The following is a 20,870-nucleotide window of genomic DNA, read 5'->3' as shown; positions in this document are numbered from 1 at the left end:
AACTCCTCACCGCAACTGCACGTGTGGTACGTCGTCGGGGGTTGCTGGCGTGTCGCCATGACAAGTAAACAATGAGCCCCGAGTATAATAATTGTTTATGCTAGCGTGATAACACTGCCCAGTCGATGTGTTATCTTCACACAATACCAGATCCGAAAGCAGCTTTCTGACGACTCATAGCCATGGAACGTCCAGATATCGTCGTGTTCTGGTTCATAGATATGACGCCGTCCCGGCGGCTACCGGCACGAGTCAGTCAGAACCGACGAACGGAAACGGGCGCGATGCGTCCGTCCCGATAATGGATGTGCAGTTTCTCGGCGGGGCGGGTGAGATTGGCCGGAGCGCCGTTCTCATCGACGAGTCGTTGCTGCTGGATTTCGGAATGTTGACCGACTCGCCGCCACAGTTCCCGGTGCGGACGCCGTCGCCAGACGCCGTCGTCGTCTCACACGGCCACCTCGACCACGTCGGAACCATCCCGGCGCTGGTGTCGGGCGACGCACGGCCCCCGATTCACTGGACGCCGCCGACGTACGAACTGGCGATGACGCTCGCGCGGGACACACTCAAGCTCCACGGGGGCACTGTCAACTGTCCCTTTACCGAGACGAACGTCAAGCGAGTCACGCAGGTGTCAGAGACCCACGGCTACCGCGACTCGTTCGAGGCCGCCGGCTATGAGGTCACATTTTACAACGCCGGCCACATCCCGGGGAGCGCGCACGTCCTCGTCGACGACGGCGACACCCGACTGCTGTACACGGGCGATTTCCACACCGACGACCAGCGTCTCGTCTCTGGGACGACGGCCCGTCCGGACGCGGATGCGATTATCTGTGAGAGCACTTATTCCGATGTTGACCACGAACCCCGAGACACGGTCGAGGAGCGGTTCGTCGAGAGCGTTGAGACGACGCTCTGGGAGGGCGGCACCGTCGTCGTGCCCGCCTTCGCCATCGGCCGAACGCAGGAGATGCTGCTCGTCTGTGAAGCACACGACATCCCGTGTTACGTCGACGGGATGGGGAAACAGGTGACCGAGATGCTCGGGCAGTACCCCGAGTTCGTTCGAGACGCGGATGCGCTCCAGCGGGCGAAGTCCCACGCACGGTTCGTCACGGGCAAGGACGGCCAGCGCAAGCGCATCACCGACCAAAAGGCGGCAATCGTCACCACCAGCGGGATGCTCTCGGGCGGCCCGGCGATGACGTATATCCCCGAAATCCGCGGCAATCCGATGAACAAGATCACGATGACCGGGTATCAGGTCGAGGGGACGCCGGGCCGGGACCTGCTGGAGACGGGCAGCGCCGAGATAGACGGCCGGATTATGCCGGTCAGCGCACGCGTCGAGCAGTACGACTTTTCCGCACACGCTGACCGGGATGGGCTGTTGGCATACCTCGATAGCTACCGTGACACGCCGGTACTCGTGAATCACGGCGACCGCTGCGAGGCGTTTGCAGCCACGCTCCGCGAGGACGGCTACGACGCGACAGCGCCTGAGTTAGGCGCAACCGTGGCCCTCCGGTAGCCAGTCATACAGGTGATCTCGGTCCCGCTCAGTCACGCTCGTCCGCGCCTTCGGTGGCACGCTGTTTCAGCCACTCGTCGAGCAGGTCGCGGATTGCGGCGTCCCGGTTGTCGCGGTGGTCGGCGAACGCCTTGTCGTCAATCGCATCAAGCAACTCCTCGTCCAGTTCGACCTCAATAGATTCGAGGTCCAGAAACGCTTCGTCCATTGATTACGGGGAGTTGGACGGCCAGAGAAATATATCCTCGTCAGACAGCCGTCGGTCAGTCGCGTGACAGAGGCTATCAGGAGAATGGGTCTGGACCTTGGTCCGGTTCCGAGGCCTGCCGTATTCGCAGTTCGTGAGCGGGTCGCTACACGGCCACACCCCCGAAAACGATTCCATGACGCAACCGGAGACACACGTATGGAGCAGGCGCATCTCGGTTTCGACCGCTACTTCGAGGTCGTCATGGAGACTTCGGAGGCACAGGCCGCAGAGATGACTGTCGAGCCCGGCCGGAGCGTCGGCGGCCCTGAGAACGATCACGCTGCCAGCGACCAGTGGCTGTTCGTGGTCAGCGGTACCGGCGTCGTCACTGTCGACGGTGAGACCCACCGGGTGGAAGCCGGTGACCTCGTCCGCATCGAGGCCGGCGAGCGCCACGGCATCGAAAACGACGGGGCCGAGCCGCTGGAGACGGTCAACTTCTACACGCCGCCGCGATAGCGGTCTCAGGACTCGGTGCCGTCGGCGGGGATGGACAGTTCGTAGCAAGTGCTGCCCCAAACCACGAACGTCACGTCCGCGGCAGCGAGCGTGTGGGCAGCATCGCCAGTGACGGTAGACGCCGCCTCCGGCTGGCGAGGGGTATCGAATCCTGCGTCGGCAGCGGTGATAGATAGCGGTTCGAGCGTTACACACCGGTCGCCGTCCGCCTGTTCGACCGAATACGTGACTACGACCGGCTTGTCGCCGGTGATCTCAAGCGAGAACACGTAGTGCGATCCGTTGTAGGCGTACACCGAACTGGTTGGCTCAAAGCCACCCACGTCGGAGTCGTAGTGGTGTTCTCCCGCTGCAATCGCGTCGAGAGCGGCGCGGCGGTGGCTGTCCGGGAGGTCTGCCACGCGAACTGTCGACTCGTTTCCGGGGTCGTCGACTTCGCTCACACTGTACTCTTTGACGTACCCGCCGGACCCGCTGGTCCGCTCGACGACTGCGTACGTCGACCCGTCGAACGCGACGCAGTCGAACTCGTGAAGCACGCGCGCCCACTCGTGGTCTGTTACGTCTGCCGGGACATTGCGGGTAGCAGCGTCGAGTTCTGTAGTCGTCTCGGAAAAGATGCCGACGGTCGCTGTGTGGGGTACTGCCGCGGCGTCGACCGGTGACAGTGCTACTGGGGCTGGGGTCGGTGTCGCTTCCTGTGTGGACGGGGTACCGAATCGGGAACAGCCGGGAACGAGCGTACAGGCGACGGTCCCGAGGACGGTCCGGCGGGAGGGCATAGTCGTCGGTTGCCGGCCAACCGGTATATGCTTTCAGCGTCAAGCGACGCCGGCTTCGGCGTCCATCGGGTCCTGGATGTCGCCGACGACTTCTTCGAGCAAGTCTGTGACCGTCACCAGCCCGACAACCGCGCCGTCTTCGAGGACGAACGCGAGTTCCTGGCGCTCGGCCTGGAACTGGTCGATGGCGTCGCTGACGGTCGTGTCCGGCGACATCGTCATTGGGGGCGAGGCGACGGCTTCGAGGTCGATGCGGTCAAGCAGACCACCGTCACCGGCCTGCTCCTCACGCTCGTCGACGAGCGCGGGGATGTAGACGATGCCGAGGAAATCTTCGAGCGTCTCGCCGACGAGCGGATAGCGGGTGTGAGGCGTCTCGGCGATCCGCTCGGCGTTGGTCGCGTCGTCGTCGGTGGGTGATAGCGCGACGATGTCTTCCCGGGGAATCATCACTTCGCCGACTTCGCGGTCGCCGACACGGAACGCGGAGAGGACCTCTTCGCGGCGCTCGTCGGATACGTCGCCGCGGTCCAGAACGGAGCCGAGTTCGTTTCGCAGCTCGCCCCGTGACTCGATGCTATCGACTTCAGCTTCGAGCCACGCGCCGGACATCTCGACGCCGAACAACCCCAGCGTCCACTTTGCGACCCCGTCACCGACGGCGATAATCGGCGAGATGAGCTTGGCAAAGTAGTACAGCGGCGTCGCGCCGTACCGACAGACGAACTTCGCGCGCTCGACACCGAGATACGTCGGCGTCTGCTCGCCATGAGTCAGATGGACGAGGTTGATGAGGAGGAAGGCGATTGCGCCGCCGAGGCCGACACCGGCCAGGACCGACGACTCGAAGTAGGGCTCAAAGATGGCCGCGAGCGCCGGCTCGGCGATGATACCGACGGCGATGCTGGAGGCGGTGATGCCGACCTGACAACTGGTGAGATAGATCTCCAGATCGTCGGTCATCTCCCAGGCGCGACGGAGGCCGGGTTCGTCGAACTCCGACTCGGCGTACTGTCTGGCTCTCGTCAACGCGAACTCGATGGCGACAAAGAAGCCGTTGGCGAGGATCAGGGCGACCCCTGCAAGCAGCCTGACCGCGATCTCGACTGGTTGCATGTGCCGGCGGGGTTCACGTTCCGGCGGTGAAAAAGTGGGGATTACAGGCTCCGCTCGCGTCGCAGCAGCACCGCCAGCCGTTCTCAGATGCGTTCGAAGTCGTATTCGACGCCAGTGAGGTCGGTCGAGACCGCCCAGAGCCGCTCGGCGGTCTCCTCATCGCGTGACGCATCGTTCGACTGCTGGAACTCGGGCGAGCCGCGCATGTCGAACAGGCCGCCGGGCCCGACGTATTCGCCGCCGATCACGTCCGAAGCGGTCGCGGCGTACAGCATCGGCAGCGCGCCCTGTTCGGCGGACTGGGCGAGCACGGCGTTGGCAATGCCCATGGCCGCGGTCCGCAGCGTCGACCCCATCTCCCGCGGCCCGCGGAACTGGAGATCGGTGTCGGCGTAGCCGGGGTGGCAGGCGACGCTTAGCACGTTGTCCCAGCCGTGGTTGCCCAGCCGACGCTGGAGTTCGTAAGCAAAGAGGAGGTTTGCGAGCTTGCTCTGGCCGTACGCCGACCACTTCCCGTAGGAGCGCTCGCGCTGGAGGTCATCAAAGTCGATTTCGCCCATCTCGTGCGCGCCGCTGGACTGCGTGACGATTCGGGATTCGCCGTCGGCGGCCCCAAGGAGGTCCAGCAGATGCCCGGTCAGGGCGAAATGGCCCAGATGGTTGACGCCGAACTGCGTCTCGAAACCGTCGGCCGTCTCGCTCCGGGGAATCGCCATGACGCCGGCATTGTTACAGAGAATGTCGACGGCGTCGTAGTCGTCCCGGAGGCCGTCGGCGAACGACGCGACGTTCGACAGGTCGGCCAGGTCACACTCCCGGACATCGAGCGTCGCGTTCGGAACGGCCTCGCGGATCTCTTCGGCGGCCGATTCACCGCGTTCGACGCTCCGGCAGGCCATCACCACCGTTGCACTCCTGCGAGCGAACGCCTTCGACCCTTCGAGTCCCAGCCCGCTGTTCGCGCCAGTCACGACCACGGTTCGGTCCGTCAGCGGGGGCATATCTTCGATAGTCCAGCCTGTCATTGGCACAATTACGGGCGCAAGACACTGAAACCCATCGACGGCGAGAGAGTGAGAGTCTTATGCCGTCGCCCCCGTGTTCCAGTGATGAGCGACGTACCGGTCACCGTCTACACGCGGGAGGACTGCCACCTCTGTGAGGAGGCCATCGAGACAATCGAGCGGGTCGCCGACGATGAGGGGGTCGCCATCGCGCTGGACCTCGTCGACGTCGATGAAGACCCCGACCTCCGCGAGGAGTACGGCGAGCGCGTGCCCTACGTCTTCGTCGACGGCTCACCGGCGTTCAAGTACCACGTCACCGAGCGACAGTTACGCGAGAAACTGCAGCAGTCGGCGTAGCGGCTTCGGGGTTCCGACAGGCCCCCTTCGGACCTATCGCCACAACTTATCACCTCTGGGAATCACGGTACCGCCGATGCCCTCCAGTATCAGCGACGCCGTGTTCAGCGAACCGTCCGGGCCCCGGGTTGCACTCGTCCACTTCGCTGGGTCGCTCGTCTTCTCCGGGCTCTACGTGTACGCCTGGGTTACCGACGGCCTTGTCCCAGCCAACTGGTTACTCGCGATGATCGTCGGAACCGGATTAGCGGGCATTGCAGAGGCGTTGCCAAAGCGCAGGCAGCAGATAGCCGGCGTCTTGCGCTCGGTCGCGATTCTCATGTTTCTCTGCCTCGTCGGTGCAGTCTTCGTCGCGCCCGACCTTCTCGGTATCTGAGACTGGCCGTGGAACCCGGTCCGTCTCGGCGGCTACCACTGGAAGCCGGTGCTATCGCCCTTGCTCGACAGCGCTGTGTAACGCTTCCGTCGCCGCTGCCGGGTCATCAGCCCTCGTAATCTCGGTGATAACAGCCACACCGTCGGCCCCGGCGTCGACGACCTCGGGAGCGTTCTCGGCAGTGATGCCGCCGATGCCGACGAATGGGACATCCACTGCCTCGGCGATAGCAGCGACGCGATCAGTGCCGATGGCGTACTCCTCGTCGTCGATATCGTCTTTCGAACCAGTGGCAAACACCGCGCCGACACCGAGGTAGTCCGCACCCGCCGACGCCGCTTCCTGGGCGTCTTCGACAGTCGAGACCGAGCGCCCGATGAGCGCGTCGTCACCCAGAAGCTCCCGCGCGACGGGAACGGGAAGGTCGTCGTCGCCGAGGTGGACGCCGTCGGCGTCGAGGGCCTGTGCGAGGTCGATACGGTCGTTAACGACGAACGTGACGCCGGCCTCGCGGGTCCGTTCCCGAAGTTCCAGACCGAGTTCGTAGCGTTCGCGTGCGGTCCGGTCCTTCTCGCGGAGCTGGACGACACCGACACCGCCGTCGATCGCGTCCGCGACGATTTCGTCGGTTGTCCGACCCGCCGAGAGTGACGCCTGCGTGACGAGGTACACATCCCAGTCGACCATAGCGAGTCTCCGAACCGATGGCCCTTGTGTGCTTTGCGTTCGTCAGGACTCCGTTTCGGCTGTTGAACTCGGCGTGTTTGCCTCGTCAGTGTCGGCTTTGTCAGCCGTGAGCGCGCCGTCGCGGACGGCCATCCGAAGCCCGAACTCGGCGATGTTCCCGCCGTGTTCCGCCGTTCTGGCGAGGCTATCGAGGGCGCGAGTGAGCCGGTAGTCGGCGTCACCCGATTCGAACAGTTGGCGGTCGAGACTGGTTATCCGCTGGCGTACGGCCCGGCGCGCGGCTAGCGTCTGTCGAGCAGTAGCGATGCAGGCGTCGCCGATGATGACACGGACAGCGTCCTCGACGACGGTGCGGACTTCCTGAGCGATATCTTCGAGGGCTGTGAGGATGCACTCGTCGGGCCGGTCGTCGAGCTGGTCGGCGACAGTCCCGATTCGCTCGGCGTGGTCGGCCACGCGTTCGAGTTCGTTCGCGGTTCCCCAGAGGGTGAACAGTTCGGGGCGCGTCAGCCCGAGCGCGTCGATCTCGTCGAGCCGTGCCAGTCCCCGCTCGAAGTAGCGGTCGATCATGGCGTACAGCCGGTCGGCCTGCTCGTCGCGGTCGTCCCACCGGTCGCTGTTCGTTCCGGTTGTGAGGGCAGCCATCGCGTCCCGATGCATCGACAGGGCGACGAACTGGAGCTGGCGAACCGACTGCCTGACCGACACTTCGCCCGCGTCGAGCAACGTCTGGACCGTCACTTGCGTTTCGGTCTCTTCGGCGATGGTTACACCGGTCAGGTTCCGGGTGACGCGTTCGATGGCCTGAAATTGTTCGTCGGTGTAGCCATCGGGGACTTCGAGGGCGACGGACTCGACGCCGGCGGCGTAGGCTGCCCGAAGCAACTGCTCGATCTCGGCCGGGTCGTCAGTCCCGGCTTCGAGCGTAACGCGGTTCCGCGCTGACGTCCGGGACTCGGGGGTCTGAATCACCAGTAGCCCGTCGATGTGCGTGTGGAGGTTCACCGTCGTCCCGGCCGTACAGTTCTCCGATTCGGCCCACTCTTTCGGCAGCGAAACGGTGTACGTGCCGCCGCCGACAGTCTGTATCTTTCGGGTTTCCATGGTTAATAGATGAGTTCCGAATCAGTTTCGACCATATACAGGGTGCGTGCCGCGATGTTGACAGCGTGGTCGCCGACCCGTTCGAGGTCCCGCACCGTCAACAGAAGTCGGGACACGTCGTCGAGTAGTTGCTCGACCGCCCAGCCGTCGTTCGTGTCGGCCTCTCGTTCGATGAGGTCCCGGGCGACGGTTTCGCTGGCCCGCTGACAGAGCGCGTCAAGCGCGTCGTCGTCAGCCGCGATATCGCGGCATTCCTCGATATCTTCCCGTTCGTAGGCGTCGATACTGCGCTCGACCATCTCAGTGGCTTCGCGGCCGATCGTATCGACGTCGACCTCGGGTGTGAGTCGACGGTCGGCGGACTGTGCGTACGCTGCGAGGTTCGTGGCGAGGTCCGCGATGCGTTCGAGGTCAGTGATAATCTTGAACGAGGCGGCGATAAATCGGAGGTCGGTCGCGACCGGCTGCTGGAGGGCAAAGAGGTCGATGCAGTCGGCTTCGAGGGCCAGATACAGCTCGTTTATGTCGTCGTCGCCGTCGATGACAGACTGCGCCATCTCCCGGTTGACGGTCCGGAGCGCAGTGAGCGCCGCTTCGAGTCGCTCGACGACGAGGTCGCCCATCTCGACCACGTGCTCCCGGAGTTCGTCCAGCAGTTGCTGGTACGACTCGCGCGACATGGGTCACCCGAACTTGCCGGTGATGTAGTCCTCGACGCGCTGGCTCTCGGGGTTCTCGAAGATCTTGTCCGTGTCGTCGTACTCGACGAGTTCGCCACCAGTGAGGAACACAGCAGTCTGGTCGGAGATACGGGCCGCCTGCTGCATGTTGTGGGTGACGATGACGACCGTGTAGTCCTTCGACAGCTCCTCGACGAGGTCCTCGATTTTCGACGTGGCGATCGGGTCAAGCGCCGACGCCGGCTCGTCCATCAGGATGACCTCGGGGTCGACGGCCAGACAGCGGGCGATACAGAGCCGCTGTTGCTGGCCGCCGGAGAGCCCGAGTGCGTTGTCGTCGAGACGGTCGCTGACCTCGTCCCACAGCGCGGCCTGTTTCAGCGAGCGCTCGACGAGTGCCCCTTCTTTTTCGGTGTCGTCACGGCCGAACAGGCGTGCGAGCAGGCCCTTGTTGATGTCGCCGTGCTTGCGGGGACCGTATGAGATGTTCTCCCGGATGGATTTCGGGAACGGGTTCGGCGACTGGAACACCATCCCGATGCGTTTGCGGAGTTCGACGAGGTTGGCGTTGGGGTCGTAGATCTCGGTGCCTTCCAGTTCGACCGAGCCGTCGATGCGGGCGGCCTTGATGCGGTCGTTCATCCGGTTCAGACACCGCAGGTACGTCGACTTACCACACCCGGACGGGCCGATGAGCGCCGTGACGCTGTTCTCGGGGATCTCCATCGAGACGTCTTTCAGCGCGTGGTCGTCGCCGTACCAGACGTCGAGGTTCTCGACCGAGAGCTTCGCGTCGCCAGCGAACTCGTACTGCCGCCACTCCTCGCGGACCCGCTCGTCGCTCTCGCCGGCCGTCGTCTCGGCGCTTGGCGAGGCGGTCGTGACCGTCTGCTCGCCGTTCGTTTCCGTGTCCGTGCTCGTCTCCGTGTTGATGCTATCACTCATAGTTGAGTTTCCTCCGGAAGTACGTCCGCGCCGTGATACCGACCGCGTAGAACGTCAGCACGACCATCAGCAGGATAAACGCCGTCGCCCACCCCATCTGTGGCGACCCCGACACCCCGGCCGCGATGACGGCCCACACCTGCGTCGGGAGCGACGCCGAGGCCGTCAGCAAGGCGTCGTTGGCGATAAAGGGCGGTCCCGAGACGAAGCGGAAGCCATCGATGACATCGACCGCCGCCGTCGCGTTCAGCGTCGACCCGAGTACGAGTATGAGCGGGGCGGTCTCGCCAGCGATGCGGCCGACGCCGAGGATGACGCCGGTGATGACCCCCGGCATCGCCGCCGGCAGGACGACGCTCTTGATCGTCTCCCACTGGGTCACACCCAGCGCTGCGCTGGCGTCCCGGTACTCGTCGGGGACGGCCTTGATGGACTCCCGCGAGGTGATGAGTACCAGCGGCAGGAGCATGAAGCCGAGTACCAGCATCCCGGCCAGCAGGGACTCGTCGCCGCCCAACCGGGGAATCAGGAACGCCGCCCCGAACAGGCCGAAGACGATGCTCGGCGTGCTCCAGAGCGCGTTCGTCGCGATTTCGACGAGCGCGGTGAACTGGCCCTGTTCGGCGTACTCGGTGAGGAACACCGCCGCACCGACCCCGAGCGGGACCGCGAACAGCGTCGCGCCGACGACCAGCCACACTGTGCCGATGATGGCAGGCATGATACCGCCAGGCTCGGCCCCCAGCGGAATGTAGGCCTGCATCACCATCGGCCACGAGAGGCTCCCTTCATTGGCGATGGAGACGCCGAGAACGTTGAACGATGTCCCGGTAACGGCCACGTGGAGGCCGACGAGCGCGGTGAAGCCGGCCGCGCCGACGAGGCCGAGCCGCGTCTCCTCGGTGAGCAGCCGGCGGGTGATCGTCTCTTCGCTGGACCGCTTTGCGACAGTCGTGAGCGTCGCCAGTGCGAGCGAAGCGACAGCGGCCCCGAGAGCGACCGCAGGCACGAGGTTCACCGGACCGACTCGCGGATTGATGCCGGCAACTGGCTGGAGCAACAGCGTGGCCAGTAGCAGCCCAAGTCCACCGAACACTCCCAGCGTGAACAGCGGTGCCTCGCGCTGTGCGCTCTCCGCCAACGTCGGCCCGTCGCTTGCGAGCACGCCGACGAGCGGAGAGACCGCTAGACCGCCCGCGGCGACCGATCCGGCGACGACGGCGGCGAACGCAAGCGTCTCGTTGAGGGGGAAGCCGAACGGAGCCGGGCCGAACACGAGGAAGAAGCCGATGAGAACGACCAGTCCGAGCACCACGGTCGGGACAGCCTGTCGAACCGAGTCGGCCCGTTCGGACTGCGTCCCGACGTTGCGGAGCGAGCCGAACGACCGGAAGAACGTGACTGCGAGCAGTAGCGCCGGCGCGATGAGCAACAGCGTCCCGATGGACGTGTCCGGCGTCACCGCGATTGCCGTATCGAGGGCCTGCCCCTGTCGGTTGACCTGAACAGTGTAGTCGTAGGCATAGCGTAACGGGGTCCCAGTGACGAGGACGCTCGCAAACATCGCGGCAAGCGCGCCGATCGCCGCCAGCGGGAGGACCCGGAACAGCTGTCGAGCGCCGGCGTTCCAGTCGTTCGTGCCCGCAGGTGTGCGAGCGAACTGGACCGCGGCGAGAAGGGCTGGCGTCAGGAGGACCAGTGCGGTGAGCGCGCCGACCGAGAGCCCGTGGACGGCGTAGCCGACGCCCTTGATCGTCACGAACACGACGATTGTCGCCATCACGGCCACCATCAGGAAGGCGTTGAGGTTGATAACGAGGAAGGCCCCGTACTCGCGGCCACGAGCGCCGAACCCGGCCCGGCACTTGGCGGCCGACCAGGCCGACAGGAGCGTCCCGACCAGGAGGAACACCGGGATGACCGCGCCGCCGGTGAAACCACCGGAGAGCGTCTGCGGGTTCCACTGCCAGCCGACACCGATAGTGCCGGTCACGATTGTCAGCCCGAGCGCGCCGACCACGATAGCCGTCGGGAGCGTCGAACCGAGGTCCTCGCGGGGGAGAATCGCCAGCAGGAACAGGCCGACGCCGGCGACGACAGCCCCGACGAGCCACAGGAGCGAACCGGAACCGGTGAGCGCACCGCCGACGGCGGCCCCCATAGCAAGACCGACCGCGCCGAGCGCGCCACCGGAGAGGAGCCCGGCGCTCATGTTTGGTTCCGTGTCCACGAGTTCGAGCCGGGAGGAGACACCGGCGGCAGTGATCGCCAGCGCTTCGGCCAGCAACACGATTCCAAGCAGCGTCGCCATCGTCACCGGAAGGACCGCGGCAAGCGCGGTCAACGCAAGCGTCGAGACGACGAGGCCCAGCCCGATGCCGCGCACTCGTTGTGAGGTGACCGGGACGACGTTGGTGTAGGAGGCGAGGCCGGTGATTCCGACTGCCCCAACGACGACAGCAAGCAGTGTCCCAAGCGCCGTGGTGAGGGCACTGCCGCTGGCACCGGGCGGGACCAGGTTCACGAGCGTGACGAGCCCGAGCGTGAAGCCGATGACGCTCAGCGCGATTGCCGTATCGAGCCCTCTGTCGTAGACGTTCGAGTCGGCACTGACGAGTCGGTCCGTCGTCGCGTAGGCGTCACTCATTGTTGCCCCTTCAGTTTCCGCTGCATGCGTCGCTCGATGTACTGCGAGACGATGCTCATCCCGGCAACGATGACGAACAGCATGACGCCGGCGACGAACAGCACGTCGACGGTGCTCTCGGACGCGCTCCCGTACTGAGTCGCGATCAGACTGGTCAGCGTCGCGTTCGCGTCGAAGATGTCGAACAGTGGGTCGGCGAACTGCGTCCCCGAGGCCATGATCGCGGCGACGGCCATCGTCTCGCCGATGGCCCGGCCCAGACCGAGAATGACGGCCGCCGAGATGCCCGAGAACGCCGCCGGGATGGAGATACTTTTCATCGTCTGCCACTCGGTCGCGCCCATGGCGACGGAGCCGTCACCCATCGACTGGGGGACGCTGGAGAGGGCGTCCTCGCCGACGGAGACGACCGTCGGTAGCGCCATCACGCCCACGACGATGCCGGCGATGAGGAAGCTCGCCCCGTCGTCGAGAAAGTTCGTCTGGATGAAGCCGTTCAGCACCTGAAACCCGATGAACCCGTAGACGATAGAGGGGATGCCGGCCAGAATCTCCACGCCGGGCTTGATGAGCTCCCGCAGGCGGTCGCTGGCGACCTCGGCGATGAACAGCGCGCCGAACAGGCCGAGCGGCCCCGCCACCGCGCCTGCGATGACGGTGACGACCACCGTCGCCCAGATCATCGGTATCAGCGAGTAGGCCCCGCTAAGCGGGTTCCAGTACGTCGGATCAGACGGCAAGACGTTTTCGAGCCAGAAGAACCAGCGGGCCTCCCCGCCCTGTTCCGGAATCAGTAGCAATCCAGTCCCGTGTTCGAGAAACGCCGGCAGCGCGCTCGCGAACAGGAAGAACGTGATGAACGCGACGGTCAGCACCGTGAGGATAGTCGCGACCAGCGTGAGCAGGCGTGCAACCTCGGCCTGATAGGTGACCCAGCCGACCGCCGTGACGAACACGAACGCCAGCAGCATGGGCAACGCAAGGGCCGGCCGAAACAGGAAGACGAGAATCGTCGCCACCAGCGTCGTCGCTATTGCGCCGACGGCGAGCGTCGACCCATCGGCTCTGTCCCCGCTCGACACCGCCTCGCCTTCCGTCGTAGGTATGTCCTCTGTCATAGTATGGAAAATCGACCGACACGGTCGACAGTCGTTCGACTATTCTCGGTTGCGGTCGATTACACCTGATCAGGGAGCTTCGCGCGCTGCTCTTCCTTCCGGCGCTTGCCGAGCTTGAAGTAGTTGTTCGGCGCGACGAAGGTGTCCTGACCGAAGTCGGACAGAATCATGTTGATGACTGCGGCCTCTTTCTCCGAGGTGCCTTCCCACGTGTACATGTGGAGGTCACGCGAGAGTGGGTAGGCCTTCGAGTCCAGACCGTTCTCGTCGTCCTGGTAGCTGTAGGTCGTCCCTTCCCACTCCAGTCCGACGGGTGCCAGGCCGTCAGTGTCGATAAACGCCAGCGCGAGGTAGCTGATGGCGTTGTCGGCCTGTGCGATGGCCTGTGCGAGGCGTTGGTTCTGGCCGTAGCGGTTGGCGACGGAGGTATCTTCCTCAGGGTTACCGAAGACGTTGGAGACGAAGGAGGTCCGCGTCCCGGAGCCCTTGACGCGGCCGAGCACCTGAATCTCGCGGTCCGGACCACCGAGTTCGCTCCAGTTGGTGATTTCGCCCTTGTAGAGGCCCTTGAGCTGGTCACCGGTGATCTTCTCGACGCCGGCGTCGGCGATCTCCTGGGAGACGACCAGCGGCTGGCCGTCCACGCCGACGACGTGGTCGACGAACTGCTCGTAGGAGTCACGGTCCGGCAGTTCGTCCTCGACGTTCCCGGAGGAGTTGCCGATGTCGTTCTGGCCGTTCATGACCTTCTCGACGCCGGTCCCGGAGTGGGAAAGGCCGACTGTGAACTGGAACGGCGGGCCGTCCTCACCGCCGGCATCGAACCCGTAGAGCCCAGCCCAGTAGTCGGCGAGATTCTGTTCCGTGTCGATGTCGTACTCGCCGTGGGGCCAGTACTCGGTGTCGCTGGCCGGCCGGTTGGCGTTCCAGTAGGAGGCCGCCGTGTTCGCGATGGGGTACACCGTCGAGGAGCCGCCGGATTCGAGTGCGGTGGTACCGCCGGAGCTACCGCCCTCGTCGGTGCTTTCGGTCGCTTCCATCTCCGTCGACACCGCCTCGGTGTCCGCACTCTCGCCGGAACTCCCGTCCGACTCGGAGTCGCCGCTGCCACTGGAACAGCCGGCGATTGCAGCGATGCTGGTCGCACCTGTCGTTGCGATGAATTTCCGCCGCGATACGAACTCTGCCAGCCCGTCTGAATCGTGCGCCATCACCAGAGTCCAGCGAGACAGGTAATAAGTAATCTGCTAAGATAGCTATATCTATTGGGTTATTACTATATATATCTAGTATGCTAAACACCCACAAACTGGCAGGCATATATCAGCGAATACGTTGTCATTATGCCTTTAGCGCCCCGAATACACTACATGTGGATGAATGCCCTCGGTGTAGCTTTTCAGCCGTTTAACTCACCTGTACCGGCGAATATCGTCGAAAAATCGACGCTCAGCCGGGAAATATGTCCCCAAATATTAGAGTCCCAATATAGTATATAGATATGAGTGGATTTATATCATCCCGTGAACGAGTGGCAGTCACATGGAGACACGCAAGGTCCAGGTGACGGGCGGGTCGACATACACCGTCTCACTACCCAAAGAGTGGGCGACAGAAAACGACGTGAGCGCGGGCAGCGTCGTCGAATTCCACGCTGAACGGGACCTGCTGTTGCTCGCTCCACAGCGGGACAACGGCCGCGTGGAAGGCAGTCTCGACGTGGAGGGACTCGAAAACAGGCACGAACTCACGCGGGCGGTGATGACGATGTACGTCAGCGGCTTCGACATCATCCAGCTCGAAGCGACTCGGATAACGGCCGAACAGCGTCGCATCATCCGCGATGCGACCCAGGGACTGGTCGGTTTAGAGATGATCGAGGAGACGACCGACCGGGTCGTCCTGCAGGACCTGCTCGATTCGTCGGAACTGTCGGTCCACAACGCGATCACACGAATGCGACTGGTTTCGCTGACGATGCTCTCCGATGCCGTCGAGGCGCTCATCGAGGACGACGACGACCTCGCGGCGGACGTGATGCAACGCGACGACGACGTCGACCGGCTCTGGTACATGGTTTCGCGCGTGTTTCGCACTGTCCTCCGAAACCCGACGACAGCTGACGAGATCGGTTTCCCGCGCGAGACCGTGTTCGATTTCCAGTCCAGTGCCCGCCAGCTTGAGCGTATCGCCGACCACGCGACCAAGATCGCCAGCCTCTCTCAGGAGATCGGTGAAATCACCGGCGAAACTGCCAATCTCCTCGATCAACTGGAAGCCGAGGCTATTGCCGTCCCCGAAACCGCGATGGATGCGCTGTTGACCGAGGACTCCGACGAAGCCGTCGAACTGGCAAACGAGGCCCGGAGCCAGATCCCTGACGTCGACGGAACCGCCCGCGAAGTCGACGGCCAGATCCGTGAGTTCGACCCACAGAGCGCACAGGTACTGGGCCTCATCGTCGACTCCCTGTCCCGGACCGCCGACTACGGCGGCAACATCGCCGAGAGCGCGCTCCAGAAGGCCGCGCCGCGACCGCAGTCCTGACCGTCGGCAGTGCGAAAACTATAGACAGTCGTTCCGTGGCCTTAGCTCGTCGAGACGATGCAGTGACGACGATGCCGCCTGATCGTGTCGAGGCAGGCGATGGTGTCAGCGAGCGCCGGACACGTCACTGGACAACCGTCGTAGAGATACCGAACGAGACTGGTCTCATCAACGCCTGAGAGGGCGGCGGCCGACCGGCTGTGGAGTTGGTGTTGGCGGGTCGCTGCCGCCGCCTCGCAGTCGGCTTCGATTTCGGCGAGCTGCGCGTCGATGCTGTCGAGACGGGCTGCGTCAGTCGTTCGGCGTGCGTTCGCGCCGAGTGCGGCCCCGCGGCGTTCACAGTCGTCGAGTGTCGCTCGCACTGACTGTAACGACTCCCGTTCGCGTTCGAGTGCCGGGAGCAGCGTCTCACGTTCGTCGCGTGCCCCCTCACTTGCGGTCAGCAGTGCCTCGTACAACTGCGGGGTCAGGTGCGGTCCCGTCGCGATCTGCATGCCGAGTTCCGGCCCGAACTCCATCGACATGTTCGCTTCCAGCGAGTCGTCGTACTCAGCTTCGAAGTGCGGTACCGCCATGACCGTCTCTCGATAGGCTTCCCGGACGGCACGCAGGCCAGCGTCGGGTTCCGTTGCCGTCGCCAGCATCGACGCCGCGCCGCCGCCCATCGTGTCGACGCCGCCGGCCGCTGGCGAGGCCGGTTCGATTGATCGGACACGCGACCGGAAGCGTCTGAATGCCGTCAGCTCGGCCTCGATGCACTCGGTTTCGCGTTCGACAACAGTGAGGGCGGTTTCGATGCGAGGGTGGCTCGTCTCAGGGCCGTCAGTATGAGACACGGGTTAGTCGGAGTGTTCTTCGAAACGGCCGATATAGATATTTTCTATGTTGTCTATATAGTATGTGGTAGCGGTGGGTAGCATGACAGGGCAATCGGTCCCGACGGAACCAAGCCGAGTAGGTTCGGCTAATCCAGCGGGGATTCAGTGCGGTGGTCGAGAAAGCGGGTCCTAACGGAGAGATTCTCGTCGAACCCTCCACTTGTACCTTCTGACGCATTCAGTTGCATCCATCAGAGAGCACAGACATTCTAGCAGAGATAGATGTGAGAGCGACAACCGTCTGACCCACGTAGGGAGAGTTTGGTGGTGGATTTGGTATTACAAGCTCTTTTATATCATTTTAAATGCTAAATTCTGATATCTAGAGTTGTTTCTACCCAATTTTAATCTAAATATCCCATATATGTGATTAGAATATCCAAATAGGGGGTCTTTTCGGTCTGGATTACATATGACGCTCGTCGGTAGGGAGTAACATCATCCGTCTACTCGAAACTCGGACACTACCACCATATGATGCAGTTGGGCCGCTCGATTCGAACGACCTCAAACCGCTCTCGACCGTTTGACCCAGCCGATGCGCGTGATGGCTTCCGCGCCCAGTTGGCCCAGCAATCCCGCGGCCTCGAGGTCGTGTTCCGCGAACGCGTCGACGACGACGTCGCCGGCGCTGAGGACGCCATGTTCACCGATCGGGACGTACAGTCCCGACTGGAGATCCCCACGGTTGTGATCGTCCTCGGTCAGTTCGTGATCCGCGTGGAGTTCGGGTTCACCCGTTCGGAACGTCCGTGCAGCGGGTGTTGCCTCGCCGACGGAATAGTCGGGGCGATCACCGGCCCGCTCTAAGCACTCCTCGGTCGCGACGACCGTTCGAAGGAGTTCGTCGTCGGTATCGACCAGGCGAACCGTCGTGTTGACCAGTCCGAGGATATTCTTCGCGGCGTCGGCGATAATCTCAGCCACGTCCTGTCGCGAACTCACGGAACGGAGTTCTTGGCTCGTCTTCCGGAGCACCTCGATGCGCTGTTCGCGCCGCTTCACGTCGGTAATATCTCGGACGGTCCCGTACAACCGTAGTTTCCCGTCTGCCGATTGACGCGGCTCACAGTGTAGCCTGATCGACCGCTCAGTCGTTCCCGCCCCGGTGAGTGCCACATCCACAGAGAACGGTTCGGTGTCTGATATCGCGTCGGCAAAGAGCCCCAGCACCGCTTCCGCGTCGGTGTCCGTATACCGGGCAACGAGCTCACCGAAAGCGAACTCCTGGTTCGGATCGAGACCGTGGACTTCCTTGGCCTGTCGGCTCCACCAGGTCTCCTCGGTCGCCACATCGTGGGCCCACATACCGACGCCGGTAAGCCGCTGGATGCTCGACAACAGTTCCAGACACTGCGCTTCGTTCAGAGGCTCCAACGGCTGTCGGTCTCGGTTGTTGCCCATCTTTCTTGCCAAGAACTCACACAGTCCCCAATTAAAAACTTTCGTATCGCGTGTCCACATTGCATTCGGAACCGTCTGCGGTAAATCGGGATACAATTGACATTCCGGTCGGCGTGTTGGTCCGACCAGTCAATATAGTCAAATGTATTACCATTTTGCAGATTCGGACAGTCGATTACTCGCGGTCAACGGGGGAGTGCTGACAGTACTTGCGAATAGTGTTCACATAATGCGAATAATATGGGGGAGAAAGCGGTAGCGTTCGCAATATGGAAATAGTTAACAAAACGGCGCAGTATGAGTAGCGTATGATCGAGAATACCGGCAGCCGAACCCTCAAGACGACCCGGACCTCGCTGAGAATTCTCACTTTGGTTCTGGAGCACGAAGGGCTCACGCTGGCGCAACTCGATGAAATGATCGAGAGTCCGAAGAGTTCGATTCTCAGTCATCTCAACACGCTCCGTGACAGTCGATATCTGGTGAAGTCGGACGGAACGTATCGCGTGAGCTTCAGGGTGGCCCTGCTGGGTGAGACGGTCAGATCTCGATACCCGAGTCGCGAGCGCGTCAGAACCGTTCTCGAGGAGTTGGCTGAACGGACTGGTGAAGAAGCGAACTTCACGATTTTCGAACACGGGCGGTTGCTGATGTTCCACGGGACGTCGGGCAACGCGGCGACCGAGGAAGACGAAGCCGACTATCGCTCGGAGTACTATCTCCACAATACGGCCGCTGGCAAAGCTATCCTCTCGGAGATCGACTCGGCCCGAGTCGACCGAATCCTGGAAAAGTGGGGGTTGCCGCGGGAGTCCGAAGCGACCATCACGGACCGAGAGCAACTGTTCAATACGCTTGAGGAGACTGCCGAGCGTGGCTATGGCATCGTTGACGAGGAGTTCGCGCCGGGACTCGTCGCCGTCGGGGCGGCAGTCCACCGTGACGACGGTACTATCCTCGGGGGGTTGAGTGTGGGGGGGCCGAAGTATCGGGTCGATAGAACCCGCATCGACCAAGAACTGGGCGACCAGTTGCTCGACGCCGTGCAATCACTGGAATCCTCGCTTCAGTCCCAGCGGGTTACTCAGTAGGAATAACGAGTGTACGTGTGTTAGTTTGTTTGGGTCTGAGCCAGTATCCCAACTGAAATAATCCTTCATCGCAGTAGGTAAACAGATGATCCCACAGCCATCGTTCGTACCTGCAGATAAGATCGGGTAGCTGGGCCGGAGGATCCCAGAACTAGACAGCAGTATTCACATAATGCGAACATTGTTGCGGAATGTCCGAGATCTGCTCGATATGCTATCTGTCCGAAAGGAACGAGGGAGAGAGACTGAAAAACATGATTGATTATGTATGTTTATACGTTGAACGGCTATCGTCAGTTCAAATCCCAGTTGCGACGTATCCAACATCATTAATATAGCAAAAATTTTAAATAGGTTGTTGTTCGATTCTTTCATGGACGTTCCAAACATGACTAGAGATGCAGAAGCGGTGGACGGGTCCAGGCGAAGCTATCTGAAAGCAATCGGGACCGCTGGCATCGCTGCCGGGCTCGCCGGCTGTTCCGGGGGTGACGGTGGCACCGGCGGAGACGGGGGTGGCACTGGTAACGGAAACGGAGGTGGTGGCGGCAACGGCGACGGTGACAGTGGAACCGAGTACGCCGCCATCGGGAACTTCCCACCCGAAGGGGATACCGTCGCCATCGGATTCAACGGACCGACCTCGGGTGCCTTAGGTCCCGACGGACAAGACCAGGAGAAGGGCTTCGACTTGGCTGTCACACACCTCAACAACGGTGGTGGGCTCGTAGACTACTGGGACCGTCTGAGCGGTGGCGGCATCATGGACCACCAGATCGAGCCATCGAAAGCCGACACTGCGGGGAGTGCTGACACCGCCCAGGACAACATCGACCGGATGATCCAGCGAGACAACATCCAGTTCTGGACGGGTGGGATGTCCAGTACGGTGACGATGGCGATGCAGAACGTCGCTCAGCGCGAGAAAGTACCGTTCATGGGTGGGAACTCAACCTCTGCAGGAATCTCCGGTGAGAACTGCTCACGGTACTACTTCCATCCGACGTTCCACGCGGAGATCATCGGGATGGCGATGGGCGAGGCCGCGCCGTCCGTGCTCGGCGAGGACCGGTCGCTGTTCCATATCTACATGGATTACTCCTACGGCCAGTCGAACCGCGACGCCGCTCGCAAGTACCTCACCGAACAGGGTCCGTGGGAGGACGCCGGCGGTGCTGCTATCGCGGAGGGCGAGACCGACCATAGCTCCCAGATACAGGCGCTCGAAGACTCCGGGGCCGACACGCTGTACTTCTCCAGTTTCGGGAACTTCGCGGCCAGCGGTCTCGCACAGTTGCGAGACGCGGGGCTGACAGACGATATCGATGTCATCATTCCGCACGTCAGCGCGTTCACGCTCGACCCACTCGGTGCGGACGCAGAGGGCGTCCTCGGGATGGAGCCGTGGAATCCCAACGCCGACAACGAGGCCAGCCAGGTGTTCGTCGAATCGTATCAACAGGAGTACGACGAGACGCCCAACCAGAGCTCGATGCACACCTACGAGTCGATGATGGTCTACGCCGCCGCGGTCGAGGAGGCCGGCACGTTCCACCCACCGACAGTGGTTAGAACGCTCGAAGAGTTCGAATGGAGCCTCGCGTGGGGCGACTCGGCGTACCGAACGTGCGACCACCAGGTCGAGCGGCCGTGGTACCTCGTGCGTGGCGTCGGCGATGACCGCGCCGAGGAACTCGGTATCCGGACGGAGATCGTCGGGACGACCGACCCGCTCGTCTACGAGTGCAGCGAGTTCCCGGCGTCCAACTGCGCGATGGGCGACAACCCGTATGGAGACGAGTAGCGACGAACGCGTCCGACGGATCTTCATCGGCAGCTTCGGTCGGCAGACTGCAGGCGGATAGCTGGACACGGAGAGGGCAAT

The 20,870-nt window shown here is 62.9% G+C and carries 20 protein-coding genes; 7 read left to right on the top strand and 13 right to left on the bottom strand.

Annotated elements, in window-relative coordinates; all coding sequences use genetic code 11:
• Nucleotides 1–301 precede the first annotated feature (301 nt).
• On the top strand, nt 302–1,537 hold the full coding sequence (locus C444_RS03610; protein ID WP_004591010.1) for an MBL fold metallo-hydrolase: 1,236 nt from the start codon (nt 302–304) through the stop codon (nt 1,535–1,537).
• A gap of 28 nt (nt 1,538–1,565) precedes the next feature.
• Here the strand turns inward: C444_RS03610 and C444_RS03605 are convergent, their stop codons facing one another.
• Nucleotides 1,566–1,745, bottom strand: coding sequence for a ribbon-helix-helix protein, CopG family (locus C444_RS03605; RefSeq protein WP_004591009.1), 180 nt, complete (start codon nt 1,743–1,745; stop codon nt 1,566–1,568).
• Nucleotides 1,746–1,943: 198 nt separating this feature from the next.
• On the opposite strand from C444_RS03605, the gene C444_RS03600 reads away from it, so the two are divergent.
• Nucleotides 1,944–2,246 carry a cupin domain-containing protein gene (locus C444_RS03600; protein ID WP_004591008.1) on the top strand — a complete coding sequence of 101 codons (303 nt, stop codon included), beginning with the start codon at nt 1,944–1,946 and terminating at the stop codon, nt 2,244–2,246.
• A 5-nt stretch (nt 2,247–2,251) separates the two neighbouring features.
• On the opposite strand, the gene C444_RS03595 is transcribed toward C444_RS03600, so the two are convergent.
• From C444_RS03595 to C444_RS03585, 3 genes are all read right to left on the bottom strand, one after another.
• The gene (locus C444_RS03595) at nt 2,252–3,028 is read right to left on the bottom strand and encodes a hypothetical protein (protein ID WP_004591007.1); all 777 of its coding nucleotides are present in this window, start codon (nt 3,026–3,028) and stop codon (nt 2,252–2,254) included.
• 39 nt (nt 3,029–3,067) lie between these two features.
• Nucleotides 3,068–4,144: a hemolysin family protein gene (locus tag C444_RS03590; protein ID WP_004591006.1), complete on the bottom strand. Its 1,077-nt coding sequence runs from the start codon at nt 4,142–4,144 to the stop codon at nt 3,068–3,070.
• A gap of 83 nt (nt 4,145–4,227) precedes the next feature.
• Nucleotides 4,228–5,169, bottom strand: a complete 942-nt coding sequence (locus C444_RS03585; protein ID WP_004591005.1) for an oxidoreductase — start codon at nt 5,167–5,169, stop codon at nt 4,228–4,230.
• 84 nt (nt 5,170–5,253) lie between these two features.
• Between C444_RS03585 and C444_RS03580 the strand changes: the two genes are divergently transcribed.
• A complete protein-coding gene (locus tag C444_RS03580; protein ID WP_004591004.1) occupies nt 5,254–5,508 on the top strand; it encodes a glutaredoxin family protein in 255 nt (84 codons plus the stop codon).
• 76 nt (nt 5,509–5,584) lie between these two features.
• On the top strand, nt 5,585–5,884 hold the full coding sequence (locus C444_RS03575; RefSeq protein WP_004591003.1) for a hypothetical protein: 300 nt from the start codon (nt 5,585–5,587) through the stop codon (nt 5,882–5,884).
• A gap of 51 nt (nt 5,885–5,935) precedes the next feature.
• Here C444_RS03575 and thiE read toward each other — a convergent pair whose 3' ends face one another.
• From thiE to C444_RS03540, 7 genes are read right to left on the bottom strand one after another with little or no spacing between them, the layout of a single operon-like run.
• Nucleotides 5,936–6,571 carry a thiamine phosphate synthase gene (gene thiE / locus C444_RS03570; RefSeq protein WP_004591002.1) on the bottom strand — a complete coding sequence of 212 codons (636 nt, stop codon included), beginning with the start codon at nt 6,569–6,571 and terminating at the stop codon, nt 5,936–5,938.
• A gap of 42 nt (nt 6,572–6,613) precedes the next feature.
• Nucleotides 6,614–7,675: a phosphate uptake regulator PhoU gene (locus tag C444_RS03565; RefSeq protein WP_004591001.1), complete on the bottom strand. Its 1,062-nt coding sequence runs from the start codon at nt 7,673–7,675 to the stop codon at nt 6,614–6,616.
• A 2-nt stretch (nt 7,676–7,677) separates the two neighbouring features.
• The gene (gene phoU / locus C444_RS03560) at nt 7,678–8,355 is read right to left on the bottom strand and encodes a phosphate signaling complex protein PhoU (RefSeq protein WP_004591000.1); all 678 of its coding nucleotides are present in this window, start codon (nt 8,353–8,355) and stop codon (nt 7,678–7,680) included.
• Nucleotides 8,356–8,358: 3 nt separating this feature from the next.
• Entirely contained in the window at nt 8,359–9,300 is a 942-nt protein-coding gene (pstB, locus tag C444_RS03555; RefSeq protein ID WP_004590999.1) for a phosphate ABC transporter ATP-binding protein PstB, read from the bottom strand.
• Complete coding sequence (gene pstA, locus C444_RS23025; RefSeq protein ID WP_004590998.1) at nt 9,293–11,947, bottom strand: phosphate ABC transporter permease PstA; 2,655 nt, start codon at nt 11,945–11,947, stop codon at nt 9,293–9,295. The genes pstB and pstA overlap by 8 nt, the downstream gene beginning before the upstream one ends.
• A complete protein-coding gene (gene pstC / locus C444_RS03545; protein ID WP_004590997.1) occupies nt 11,944–13,065 on the bottom strand; it encodes a phosphate ABC transporter permease subunit PstC in 1,122 nt (373 codons plus the stop codon). Before pstC ends, pstA begins: the two co-directional genes overlap by 4 nt.
• 59 nt (nt 13,066–13,124) lie before the next feature.
• The gene (locus C444_RS03540) at nt 13,125–14,276 is read right to left on the bottom strand and encodes a substrate-binding domain-containing protein (protein WP_004590995.1); all 1,152 of its coding nucleotides are present in this window, start codon (nt 14,274–14,276) and stop codon (nt 13,125–13,127) included.
• A 331-nt stretch (nt 14,277–14,607) separates the two neighbouring features.
• On the opposite strand from C444_RS03540, the gene C444_RS03535 reads away from it, so the two are divergent.
• A complete protein-coding gene (locus tag C444_RS03535) occupies nt 14,608–15,612 on the top strand; it encodes a phosphate uptake regulator PhoU (protein WP_004590993.1) in 1,005 nt (334 codons plus the stop codon).
• A 41-nt stretch (nt 15,613–15,653) separates the two neighbouring features.
• Here C444_RS03535 and C444_RS03530 read toward each other — a convergent pair whose 3' ends face one another.
• On the bottom strand, nt 15,654–16,448 hold the full coding sequence (locus tag C444_RS03530; RefSeq protein ID WP_004590991.1) for a DUF7260 family protein: 795 nt from the start codon (nt 16,446–16,448) through the stop codon (nt 15,654–15,656).
• Between the two features lie 549 nt (nt 16,449–16,997).
• On the bottom strand, nt 16,998–17,894 hold the full coding sequence (locus C444_RS03525; protein ID WP_004590990.1) for a GAF domain-containing protein: 897 nt from the start codon (nt 17,892–17,894) through the stop codon (nt 16,998–17,000).
• A gap of 308 nt (nt 17,895–18,202) precedes the next feature.
• Here C444_RS03525 and C444_RS03520 point away from each other — a divergent pair, with 308 nt between their 5' ends.
• Both C444_RS03520 and C444_RS03515 read left to right on the top strand, forming a co-directional pair.
• Complete coding sequence (locus tag C444_RS03520) at nt 18,203–18,985, top strand: IclR family transcriptional regulator (protein WP_004590988.1); 783 nt, start codon at nt 18,203–18,205, stop codon at nt 18,983–18,985.
• Between the two features lie 388 nt (nt 18,986–19,373).
• Nucleotides 19,374–20,789: a substrate-binding protein gene (locus C444_RS03515; RefSeq protein WP_049909124.1), complete on the top strand. Its 1,416-nt coding sequence runs from the start codon at nt 19,374–19,376 to the stop codon at nt 20,787–20,789.
• The last annotated feature ends 81 nt before the right edge of the window (nt 20,790–20,870 follow it).

Source organism: Haloarcula japonica DSM 6131 (assembly GCF_000336635.1).
In the GTDB taxonomy this organism is placed as follows: domain Archaea; phylum Halobacteriota; class Halobacteria; order Halobacteriales; family Haloarculaceae; genus Haloarcula; species Haloarcula japonica.
This window is presented reverse-complemented; position numbering and strand designations above follow the sequence as displayed.

Excerpts from the sequence above, each read along its gene's own strand:
- C444_RS03610 (WP_004591010.1), top strand. The coding sequence starts at position 302 with ATGGATGTGCAGTTTCTCGGCGGGGCGGGTGAGATTGGCCGGAGCGCC.
- C444_RS03605 (WP_004591009.1), bottom strand. The coding sequence starts at position 1,745 with ATGGACGAAGCGTTTCTGGACCTCGAATCTATTGAGGTCGAACTGGAC.
- C444_RS03600 (WP_004591008.1), top strand. The coding sequence starts at position 1,944 with ATGGAGCAGGCGCATCTCGGTTTCGACCGCTACTTCGAGGTCGTCATG.
- C444_RS03595 (WP_004591007.1), bottom strand. The coding sequence starts at position 3,028 with ATGCCCTCCCGCCGGACCGTCCTCGGGACCGTCGCCTGTACGCTCGTT.
- C444_RS03590 (WP_004591006.1), bottom strand. The coding sequence starts at position 4,144 with ATGCAACCAGTCGAGATCGCGGTCAGGCTGCTTGCAGGGGTCGCCCTG.
- C444_RS03585 (WP_004591005.1), bottom strand. The coding sequence starts at position 5,169 with ATGACAGGCTGGACTATCGAAGATATGCCCCCGCTGACGGACCGAACC.
- C444_RS03580 (WP_004591004.1), top strand. The coding sequence starts at position 5,254 with ATGAGCGACGTACCGGTCACCGTCTACACGCGGGAGGACTGCCACCTC.
- C444_RS03575 (WP_004591003.1), top strand. The coding sequence starts at position 5,585 with ATGCCCTCCAGTATCAGCGACGCCGTGTTCAGCGAACCGTCCGGGCCC.
- thiE (WP_004591002.1), bottom strand. The coding sequence starts at position 6,571 with ATGGTCGACTGGGATGTGTACCTCGTCACGCAGGCGTCACTCTCGGCG.
- C444_RS03565 (WP_004591001.1), bottom strand. The coding sequence starts at position 7,675 with ATGGAAACCCGAAAGATACAGACTGTCGGCGGCGGCACGTACACCGTT.
- phoU (WP_004591000.1), bottom strand. The coding sequence starts at position 8,355 with ATGTCGCGCGAGTCGTACCAGCAACTGCTGGACGAACTCCGGGAGCAC.
- pstB (WP_004590999.1), bottom strand. The coding sequence starts at position 9,300 with ATGAGTGATAGCATCAACACGGAGACGAGCACGGACACGGAAACGAAC.
- pstA (WP_004590998.1), bottom strand. The coding sequence starts at position 11,947 with ATGAGTGACGCCTACGCGACGACGGACCGACTCGTCAGTGCCGACTCG.
- pstC (WP_004590997.1), bottom strand. The coding sequence starts at position 13,065 with ATGACAGAGGACATACCTACGACGGAAGGCGAGGCGGTGTCGAGCGGG.
- C444_RS03540 (WP_004590995.1), bottom strand. The coding sequence starts at position 14,276 with ATGGCGCACGATTCAGACGGGCTGGCAGAGTTCGTATCGCGGCGGAAA.
- C444_RS03535 (WP_004590993.1), top strand. The coding sequence starts at position 14,608 with ATGGAGACACGCAAGGTCCAGGTGACGGGCGGGTCGACATACACCGTC.
- C444_RS03525 (WP_004590990.1), bottom strand. The coding sequence starts at position 17,894 with ATGGGCAACAACCGAGACCGACAGCCGTTGGAGCCTCTGAACGAAGCG.
- C444_RS03520 (WP_004590988.1), top strand. The coding sequence starts at position 18,203 with ATGATCGAGAATACCGGCAGCCGAACCCTCAAGACGACCCGGACCTCG.
- C444_RS03515 (WP_049909124.1), top strand. The coding sequence starts at position 19,374 with ATGACTAGAGATGCAGAAGCGGTGGACGGGTCCAGGCGAAGCTATCTG.